At 63.7% G+C, this 9,880-nt stretch carries 5 protein-coding genes and 7 pseudogenes; 4 read left to right on the forward strand and 8 right to left on the reverse strand.

Annotated features, from left to right (window positions below):
• On the forward strand, positions 1–395 hold a 395-nt coding region (locus ACFE99_RS17930; RefSeq protein WP_375487621.1), incomplete at its 5' end, for an acyl-CoA dehydrogenase family protein.
• Positions 396–482: 87 nt separating this feature from the next.
• Here ACFE99_RS17930 and ACFE99_RS17935 read toward each other — a convergent pair.
• Positions 483–1,229 (reverse strand): acyl-CoA dehydrogenase family protein, encoded by a 747-nt coding sequence (locus ACFE99_RS17935; protein WP_375487624.1) that lies wholly within the window; start codon positions 1,227–1,229, stop codon positions 483–485.
• Between the two features lie 33 nt (positions 1,230–1,262).
• On the opposite strand from ACFE99_RS17935, the gene ACFE99_RS17940 reads away from it, so the two are divergent.
• Together ACFE99_RS17940 and ACFE99_RS17945 are read left to right on the forward strand one after the other, a co-directional pair.
• Positions 1,263–1,928 (forward strand): TetR/AcrR family transcriptional regulator, encoded by a 666-nt coding sequence (locus ACFE99_RS17940; protein WP_375487626.1) that lies wholly within the window; start codon positions 1,263–1,265, stop codon positions 1,926–1,928.
• A 233-nt stretch (positions 1,929–2,161) separates the two neighbouring features.
• Positions 2,162–2,567, forward strand: a pseudogene (locus ACFE99_RS17945) (cytochrome P450); the annotation flags it as partial.
• Between the two features lie 5 nt (positions 2,568–2,572).
• Here the strand turns inward: ACFE99_RS17945 and ACFE99_RS17950 are convergent.
• The 7 genes and pseudogenes from ACFE99_RS17950 to ACFE99_RS17980 form a co-directional block, all read right to left on the reverse strand.
• Positions 2,573–3,415: pseudogene (locus ACFE99_RS17950) on the reverse strand (M24 family metallopeptidase); the annotation flags it as partial.
• Positions 3,405–4,629: pseudogene (locus ACFE99_RS17955) on the reverse strand (M24 family metallopeptidase). The pseudogenes ACFE99_RS17955 and ACFE99_RS17950, both read right to left, overlap by 11 nt.
• A 21-nt stretch (positions 4,630–4,650) precedes the next feature.
• Complete coding sequence (locus ACFE99_RS17960) at positions 4,651–5,712, reverse strand: amidohydrolase family protein (RefSeq protein WP_375487630.1); 1,062 nt, start codon at positions 5,710–5,712, stop codon at positions 4,651–4,653.
• Between the two features lie 180 nt (positions 5,713–5,892).
• A pseudogene (locus ACFE99_RS17965) lies at positions 5,893–7,060 on the reverse strand (cytochrome P450).
• Positions 7,061–7,063: 3 nt separating this feature from the next.
• A pseudogene (locus tag ACFE99_RS17970) lies at positions 7,064–7,206 on the reverse strand (4Fe-4S domain-containing protein).
• Between the two features lie 46 nt (positions 7,207–7,252).
• On the reverse strand, positions 7,253–7,972 hold the full coding sequence (locus ACFE99_RS17975; protein ID WP_375487628.1) for a TetR/AcrR family transcriptional regulator: 720 nt from the start codon (positions 7,970–7,972) through the stop codon (positions 7,253–7,255).
• Positions 7,973–8,029: 57 nt separating this feature from the next.
• Positions 8,030–8,841: pseudogene (locus ACFE99_RS17980) on the reverse strand (SDR family NAD(P)-dependent oxidoreductase).
• Positions 8,842–9,142: 301 nt separating this feature from the next.
• On the opposite strand from ACFE99_RS17980, the pseudogene pstS reads away from it, so the two are divergent.
• A pseudogene (gene pstS, locus ACFE99_RS17985) lies at positions 9,143–9,880 on the forward strand (phosphate ABC transporter substrate-binding protein PstS); the annotation flags it as partial.

Consider the following 9,880-nt stretch of genomic DNA (forward strand, 5'->3'; position numbering starts at 1 on the left):
TCGGCAGCGGTCGAGCGATGCTGGCGCTGGCACGCCAGCATGCCCTCGACCGGATCCAATTCGGTCGGCCCGTCGCTTCGTTCCAGGCGATTCGGCACCGGCTGGCCGAGACTCTGGTCGCCGTTGAAGGCGCGGAGGCTAGCCTTCAGGCCGCTTCCGATGACCTCGGGTGCCTGCTGGCGAAGGCTGCGGCGGGCCAGGCCGCGTTGACCGCGGCGCGGCATTGTCAGCAGGTTCTCGGCGGGCTCGCCTTTACCGCTGAGCACGAGCTGAACCGTCACGTGAAGCGGGTTTTGGTTCTCGACGCAATGTTGGGCAGCGCAAGGGAACTCACCCGAGAGTCGGGAGCAGTGTTGCGGGCGAAGGGTTTTGCGCCGCGCCTGGCGCAGCTTTAAGCCGCCCGCCGCCGAAGGTGTATCTAGCTCCGCGACACGCCGCGGTGGCGTCGTCAAATTCACAATCGCCGTGAAACTGGCCGCCAGTCAGTTGCGCGGTAGTCCGAGGACTCTTTCGGCGATGATGTTGCGCTGGACCTCCGACGTGCCACCGGCGATGGTGCCGGCAAAACTGCGGAAGTAGCGGTCGAACCAACTGCCGTAATGGGCATCAAGGTTCAGCGGTGCGACGGGCCCGGTCACCGCCGGATGCACCAACCCATCGGCACCGGCCGCGTTCAGCGCATGCTCGGAAGCGCTTTGCACCGCTTCGGATCCGAGCAACTTCAGGACCGACAGCGCGGGCAGTTCCTCCTCGCCGCGGTCGGCGCGCGCGAGGGCAGCTGAGCCGAGCAGCTGCAGGGCGTAGGTATCCATGACTAGGGTGGCGTAGCGGTCGCGGGCGAGCCTGCTGCAATATCGTCGCATTGCGGCCGCCGCACTCCGGGGGATTACCGGGCAGCAACCATCCGTGGTCGAACAACAGCCGCTGCCAGGTCCGCGCCCAGTCCGGGATGTGCGAGCACGACGCGGCCGCTCGACTGCGTGCGCTTCGTCGGGCAGGTGCTCGTCGAGAAAAGCGACGAACTCCGCGCGGAAAGCCTCGACCTCGGCACCAAAGGTCAGTTGCATGGGTACTCCTCGCCGCGGCGTCCGACTATCAGCATTCCGCTTCCCTGGACGCCAGCAAGAGAATACTATTCTCACGATAGGAAAGTTACAATCTCCGACACGGCGTCTGTGAGGGGGTCCACGAGACCGATGGCACGGCGTTCTCCTGTACAGTTCAACCATGTTCTCCCGTCGCGGCAATCATCCGAGCCGCCCGTGACCAGCCCTAGCGAGGAACCGGCCTGGAAACAGCGCGCGGTCGAGCGCTCCATCAAGACGGCCAAACTGCGTGCAGCGCAACGCGTGCAGCGGTTCCTCGACGCCGCGCAGGCCATCATCATCGAAAAGGGCAGCACAGACTTCACCGTCCAAGAGGTTGTCGACCGCTCCCGTCAGTCATTGCGGAGCTTCTACCTGCAGTTCGACGGCAAGCATGAGCTGTTGCTTGCCCTGTTCGAAGACGCGCTGAGCCGGTCAGCCGATCAGATTCGGGCGGCCACTGCGGGTTATTCCGACCCGCTGGAGCGATTGAAAGTCGCTGTGCAGCTGCTGTTCGAGGCGTCGCGTCCCGATCCCACTGCAAAGCGGCCGCTGTTCACCGACTTCGCACCGCGTTTGCTGGTTTCCCATCCCGCTGAGGTCAAGGTCGCCCACGCGCCGCTCCTGGCGTTGCTCACCGAACTGATGGAAGAGGCGGCCGCAGCCGGCCAGTTGCGCGCCGAGATCAACCCCAGGCGGATGGCCGCCATGACGATGCAGACGGTCATGTTCATTGCGCAGTCCAGCGGCGGCGCCGACGACGCGACAGCTCATCCGTTCACCGCAGAGGAAGTGTGGGACTTCTGCTCGCGCGGGTTCGTCAGCCACAAGCGTGAGAATTAGATTACCGCTCTTGGGTAACGCGTCACCGCTCACCGAGCATGGTCGTGCCACGCCGTCTTTTCCGGCGGAATCTATTCGGCTTATCGTACGAATTGAGAATTGGATTCTTAAGAACCAAGAGTGCGAAGTAGCATAAATGTATCCGGCGTTGGCACTGGTAAAGCCGGATGACAGAGTTCACATGCGACGGCGTATGACCTATCCATGACTTGGTTTGCCGAGAGGCGATATCGGTGACAGTCAGCGCTACCAGCGACGTCTACTGCGACCCGTACAACGTTGAGCTCAACGCTGACCCGTATGGGATGTTTCGCAGGCTTCGCGAGGAAGCGCCCCTGTACTACAACGAGCAGCACGACTTCTATGCGCTGAGCCGGTTCGCCGATGTCGACCGGGCGCTGGTCGATTACGAGACTTTCAGCTCGGCGCGGGGGGCGATCCTCGAGCTGATCAAGGCGAACATCGAGATGCCGCCGGGCGTCGTGATCTTCGAGGACCCGCCGCTGCACGACGTCCACCGCAAGCTGCTGGCTCGAATTTTCCCGCCGCGCAAGGTCAATGCGCTGGAACCCAAGATCCGTGAATTCTGCGCGCGTTGTCTGGATCCGTTGGTCGGCGACCGGTTCGACTTCGTCACTGGTCGGTGCTTCCGGCCGGCACGCATCGTAGAGCCTGTGCCACAACGCCTCCCAGCGCCGGTACAAGTCGGGAGCACCGTCCGGTTCGCCGACCGGCCACGTGCGGCCAACTTCGCCGGTGTAGCCACCGGCGAGCACGCCCGCGGAGAGCGCCAGCAAGTCGCCGGACCGCACCCGCCCGTCGTCGCTCCCCCGCCGCCACGGATGTTCGCGCGAAGTCACCCATGCGACGTCCTGGGTCGACGGGGTGCTGACCCCGCCGGCCGTCATGGCCTCCAGCAGGACACCGGCCAAGGCGTTCTCGCTGACTCCCGGGCGCAGCTCGTCCACCGCCGCCGCCAACGCGTGCTCGGCCACCCGGGTGGCCTCGCGCAGGGCGTGCACCTCTTCGGGTGTCTTGACCCGGCGAGCGTCCCGCATGGCAGGCTCCCCGTCGACCAGCTCCGCGTTGGGGAAGGCCATCGGCAGCAGCTGCGCAAATCCAGGCGACAGCGCTTCGGTACCAACGTGTTTGGTGGTCGCTGCCCCGTCGATGCGTTGCAGCACCGAGATGGTGTTCATCGGGTTCCACGTGATGCCGTACAGATTTTCGTGCGGGATATCGTCGGGCACACCCTCGTCCCACGTGCTCAGCAGGTGGATCGCACCTGTTTCGCGAACCACGACACAGGTCGGGCCGAACGGGCGGGTGCCGGCCACCCACAGTTGCGGCGCTCCGGCCACATAGCGCACGTTGGCTTGGCGTCCCAACACCAAGACGTCGAGGTCGTGCGCCGCCATCTGGGCAAATGCCCGCTCCCGGCGCCCCGCACGCAGGGCCCGGTCGTCGGGCAGGACCTCAGTGGCCATACGGGTCATACGGGTAGTCGGTCAACGGGATCCAGCCGTTCTCGGCGGTGACGACGACCGCTTCGCTGCGGTAGCCGCCGGTGCCGTCCTCCCATACCACTGGCTCTAGCACCGGCACCATCCCCGGCTCGAACACGAAATTCTCGTCGAACTCGTCGCCGAGATCGTTTCCGATCATGGGCGTTTCGGCCGCGTTCACCCCGATGCCGTGTCCCAGGTAGAAGTGCGGCAGCCAAGGCCGCGTCCCGCGATTGGCTTTCGTCGCGGTGCGGCCCAGCTCCGCGGCAGTCGTGCCGGCGCGCAGCACCTCGAGCACTGCGGCCATGATCTCCCGCCACTTGTCGAACTGCGCCTGCTGGCGCGGTGTGGGTTCGCGCCCGACGATCCAGGTGCGGCCGAAATCCGAGCAATAGCCGTGATAGGTGATGCTGACATCGGTCCACAACACGTCACCTTCGGCGAGTTCACGCTCGGTGGTCAGCAACGGCAGCGCCAAGTCACCGTGCGTGGTCCATACCCCGTCTGCCTTGCGATCCGGCATTACTTGCCAGATCGGTTCAAGCATGCTGGCCATTGCGCCCAGCTCGAATGCCCGGCGCAAGAAACTGGCCGACAGGTCGATCTGGCGGATGCCGGGCGCCAGCGCCGCCTGGACGTCAACCATGGCTTCATCGGTGATCCGACACGCCCTGCGAATACAGGCTAATTCGTCACGGGACTTGACGACCTTGTCCGCGCCCACCACCTGGGCGGCATCGACCGGTCCCCCAGACGGAAACAACTGCTGTTGTGCTCGGCGCATCGCCCCGGTGAATTCGTCCACCGCGACCACTGCACCGGCTGGGATCAAATCGCGGACCGCTCCGGCGAAGTGCTGCACACCCTCGTCGAATTCCAAATACAGCGGGCCGTGCAGATGGTCTGCGGGAAGACCCGCTTCCGAGGCGGCGCCTTCGCGGAACGGCAAAAACAGTTGCGGCCACGGGTCGTCGGCCAAGCACCACCGCAACCGGGCGTTCCACATAGGACAAGCCGGCTTCACCCAACGGCCAACTCACTCCGGCGGCATAGGCAACGTTGCTGTTACCCAGCAAGACCAACGCGTCGACGCCGCGGCCGGCCATTGCCGATCGCAGCCTGGCGCCCGTTTCCGACCGCATACGGGTCAGGTCGGGTACCTCCGGGATGGCGGAGGCAGACGACGGTGTCTGCATAAACGTCGTCACGAACCCGCCTTAAAGGCCCAAAAATTCGGTGATGTTGCCGCTTACGATTCGGGCGGCCGCCTCGGGTCCGACGGCGTTCACGACCGCCGCGAGCGACTTTTCCGAGTAACCGTAGGTGCTTTCGTTGTGCGGGTAGTCCGATGACCACATCACCTTGTCGATACCGATCCGGTCAATTAGCTCCAGTCCCAGCGGATCCACCATGAACGATGCACTCATGTGGTTGTCCCAGTAGTAGCGCAGGTCGTGCTCGAGGGGCCGATTGAACATGTGCAGATACGACGCCACCAGATGCTCGGCGTCTTGCAGGGCCCAGGGCACCCAAGCGATCCCGCCTTCGAACCAGCCGATCCGCAGCCTGGGATGCCGGTCGAGGATGCCGGTGAAGATGTACTTGGAGAACATCTCCCGGAATCCATCGATGTTGATCATCATGCCCACCACGACACTGTTGTACTGGCATGGAGTTTTCGGCGGGGTTTCACCGATGTGGTGAGTGACCGGAAGGCCGGCGTCTTCGATCTCGTCCCACACCGCGCTCATGGCATCGCTGCCGTAGTCGATGATGTTGCCGTCGTCGTCCTTGCCCGGATTCAACGGCAACAGGAATGTCTTGAGGCCCAAGGATTTCAGTTCGGCGAGGGTGCGGCGGGTGCCTTGTGGATCCCACCAGTTGATCAGCCCGGCGCCGTAGAACTGGCCATTGGAGCGCTCTTGTAGCTCGGCGATGTACTCGTTGTAGATCCGGAACGCCAGCTCGCGAAGGTGCTTGTCCGGGTAGTGGAAAAGCGCCAACACGGCGTTGGGGAAAGCCAATTCCTTATCGACGCCGTCTTCGCGCAGCTCTTGGATTCGTGCCTCGAGGTTGGTGCTCCCGGCCCCCGGCAGGTCGTCGTATTGCATCAGTACCGCGCTGAAATCCCCGGGCAAAAACGACTGTCCCTTGCGGCCGAGTTGATAGGCGCCGTCCTCATACCAGATCCGCGGCGCCTTGTCCTTCAGGTCGTCGGGGAAATGCTGGTAGAAGATGTCCTCGGCCAGTGAAATGTGGTTGTCCGCCGAGAAAACCACAGTCCCTTCCGGCAAGCCGACGTTTCTGAGGTCGGCGTGGCCACGTCGATTCTTGGGTGCGCCATATCCTTCCGGCGGGTAAAGCGAGACGCTTGTCGTTTGAGTCGACATTTTTGACCCTCCAATCGGATCGCCGTGGTGTCGAGATTAGTCATCGCGGGCTGATCGGGTGTAGGCGTTCTACCAAGTCACCGGCAATTCGTAGACGCCGTAGGCGAGCCGGTCGTGTTTGAACGGGATGTCTTGGACGGGAACCGCCAGTTTCAGGCTGGGCACGCGGCGAAACAGCGTGTGGTACACGATCTGCAGTTCGGCACGGGCAAGCTGTTGGCCCACGCATTGGTGCCTGCCGTAACCGAATGCGACATGCTGGCCGGCCTTAGAGCGATGCAGATAGAGGCGGTCGGGTTCGTCGAAGACCTTGGGATCCCAGTTGGCGGGCGCCAAGTCGATGATGATGCCCTCGCCGGCGCGGATGACTTGGCCCCCAATCTCGATGTCCTCGATCGCGACCCGACGCTGCCCGTTTTGGATGATGGACAGATACCGCAGCAGTTCCTCTACCGCGTTGGCGATGATCTTCGGGTCGTCGGTATCCCGCAGCACCGCCAGCTGGCCGGGGTTCTCCAGCAGCGCCAGCACACCGAGCCCGATCATGTTCGCGGTGGTCTCGTGTCCGGCGATCAGCAGCCCCGTGCCCAGCTGAGCGCCTTCGCGGACACTGATCTCGCCGGCCCTGACCCGTTCGCCCGGCCGCACCTTTGGCGGTGTCCTCCGGTTGCGTATCGGGCCAGCCCGATGTTGGCGTCGTGCTGGAAGAACTCGGCGTCCTCATACGGCACACCCACCAGCTGGCTGATGACCAGAGACGGAACAGGCAGGGCCAGCGCGGCGACGAGGCAGCCGGTTTTGGGCCGGCCAGCATGGCGTCGATGTGCTCGTCGGTGATCTGCTGGATCACCGGCCGCAGCCCTTCGACCCGTTTGAAGGTGAACGGTCGCGACAGCATCCGCCGGAACCGGGTGTGCTCTTCGGCGTCAGACGTGAAGACCGACCGCGGGCGCCTGTGCACCGTCGACAGCATGCCCTCGTTCCAGTGCGGAAAACCGGGACGCCGGTCGTCGACGCTGACGCGCGGATCGGAGAACAGCGTCCGCACCTCTTCATAGCCGGTGATGAGCCACGGCGTGCTGTCGTCCCAAATCCGCACTCGGCTCAGCGGTTTGGACTGACCGAGTGCCAGTACTTCCGGTGGTGGAGCGAACGGACAGCCGTTTTCTCTGACCATCGGATATTCCGGGACGTTGGCGGCCGCCTCGGTTTCAGTTCCGGTGAGGGTGTCCGACACTTCTCACTCCTCGATGTGGATGGCCAGTGCAGGGCAGCCCGCGGCGGCGGCGCGGGCGTCGTCGGCCTGCTTGGCCGGCGGGTTCGGGTTGAGCAGCACGACGACGCCGTCCTCGCACGCTGGTCGAAAATCTCAGGTGCGAGCATCACGCAGTTTCCCGAGGAGGCGCATTTGTATTGATCCACAGTTACTTCATCTGCAGCTGCCTTCCAACGGTGTGACGGGCGCCAACCACAGCCCGACGATGGCGTCGATGAGACCGGACGCGGCGTCGTGCCAGCTCCGCCGCGGCACCGATGCGCCGGTGTTCAATGGCGGCGTCCCGCTGCGCTCGGCTACGCCGAGTTTGCGAACGCCGCGGGCCCGGGCACGTTCGTGATCGGCGCAGGTATGCACGAGCAGGTTTCGGGCCATTACATTGCGCTCGACGCGAACGTCGATCGACAGCTCGGGTAGGCAGCTGTTGATGCCGTCGATCACTTGCACCAGAGACGGTGACCTGAGCGCATCTTTGACAAAGATGTTGTGGTAGGCGGGATCGGTCATCACCTGGGCGGCGAAGCGCGCGTACCACGTGGGGCTGCCGAGCGCGGCCAGATGCTCGGTCAGTGGGCGCACCAGGCAGGCCACCCAGTCGCGCATGTCGGCGGAGTCGCCCAGGTCGGCCACCATCTCCTCACGTAGCTGTTCGATCGGTGCCCGATGCTTATGTTCGATTGCCCGAACCAGGTCGGTCTTGGTGCCGAAGTGGTAGCCCACCGCGGCATTGTTGCCTTGGCCGGCCGCCTCGCTGACCTGCCGGTTGGACACAGCGAAAACCCCATGCTCGGCGAACAGCCGCTCGGCCGCGGCCAGGATCGCTTCCTGCGTCGTGCTGGCCCGCTCCGTGCGCGCGGTTCTCGCCGTTGTCACGACGCCTAGTCAATCCTTCACCGGCGGTTAAGTCAAGCGCTTGATTTAAACTTGGCGCTACTGCGGCGCGCTGCGCCGCCTGATCGCCTTGCCTGCGGAGGTTCCGCCGTCAATTGGCAAGACTGTGCCGGTGACATTGCGGGATCGATCGGTAGCGAAATAGAGGGCGGCCTCGGCGACATCCTCGGGTGTGCCTCCGCGCTGCAAAGGCCGATCCGCGCGCATCTGCTGCCGTACCACCTGCTCGAACCGCTCAACCTCCTCGGGCGTCATGTCTTTCGCCGCGGAGGCCAGAATCGGTGTGGGGATATTGCCGGGGGCAATGCAATTGAGCCGAATATTATAGTGCGCCAACTCAATTGCGGCCGATTTGGTGAACTGGATGACCGCCGCCTTGGACGCACGATACGTCATCACACCGCTTCCGGCCTGGATCCCGCCGATCGATGAAATGTTAATGATCGACCCGCCCCCGCTGGCTGCCATCTGACGCGCAGCGTCGCGGTGCCGGCCATCACGCCGAGCACGTTGACCGCCATCACGCGGTGAAAGTCAGCGAGGTCATCCTCGAGGAAGCTGCGATGCATCCTGCTGGAGATGCCGGCGTTGTTGACCATGACGTCGAGCGCGCCGAATTGCTGCACCGCGAACGCCACCAGGTCAGCGACCTGGTCGGGTTCTGCAGTATCGCTCTGCCGGAAAACCGCTTCGGTGCCATGGTGTTCGGCGAGCGCGGCGCCTCGGCCGGCATCGATGTCGGCGATCACCACGTTGGCGCGCTCGGCGAGGAACTTCTCGACGATTCCTGCACCGATCCCAGACGCGCCGCCGGTGACGATCGCGACTTTGCCGGCAAGTTCGTTGACCACACCGACGAGTTAATCGGCGGGCTGCTGGTTAAGTCAAGCGATTGATTTAGCAAGGCGTGGCGCCGTGAGCCAGGCGCAATGGCTGTGGTTCGGTCGACAACAGCAGCCCTGGCTTCTCGTTCGCGCGATCAGGCGTCCGGGCGACCTCCCGAATTTTCGACTGGGACGGCTGCCCGCGTGATACGTTCGCCGAGGTGGGTCAGGCTCTTGTTAACCGGGAATCCATGCGGCGTTTGCCTCGCGGGGTCACCGATCTGCTACAAGCATCGGTATTGCTCATCAACCGTTCAAAGGAGCTGATTTGAAAGTCAACCGATTTGGCGCCGCGCTGGGTGTCGTGGCCACCGGCGCACTGGTGTTGTCCGCGTGTGGCAGCGAAAACCACGCGCCCCAAGGGCAGCAGCCGACGTCTGGTACGTCGGCTGCCAAGGTGAGTTGCGGCGGCAGCAAGACGCTGAAGGCCAGCGGTTCGACCGCACAGGCCAATGCGATGGCCCGCTTTGTCAACGCGTTCGAACAAGCGTGCCCAGGTCAAACGTTGAACTACACCGCAAACGGTTCGGGTGCCGGGATCACCGAATTCCTCGGAAAACAGACCGATTTCGGCGGCTCCGATGTACCGCTGAGTTCGGACGAACACGGCAAAGCGCAACAGCGCTGCGGCTCGCCGGCGTGGGACCTGCCGGTCGTATTCGGCCCCATTGCGGTCACCTACAACATCAAGGGCGTAACCACGCTGGCTCTCGACGGGCCGACAACGGCGAAGATCTTCAACGGCGCCATCACCAGCTGGGACGATCCGGCGATCAAGGCGCTAAATGCCAACGCGACGCTGCCGGCTGAGCCCATCCATGTCGTGTTCCGAAGCGACCAGTCCGGCACCACCGCCAACTTCCAGGAATACCTCGATGCCGCGTCCAACGGCGCGTGGGGTAAAGGCACCGGAATTTTTTTTTTATTGTTTGGGGGAGATGGGTGATATTGAATTTATGGGTCGTCGGCAGCTGTCAAGCGGACCGATGGCTCGATTACCTACAAC

The organism is uncultured Mycobacterium sp., from assembly GCF_964249325.1.
Lineage (GTDB): Bacteria > Actinomycetota > Actinomycetes > Mycobacteriales > Mycobacteriaceae > Mycobacterium.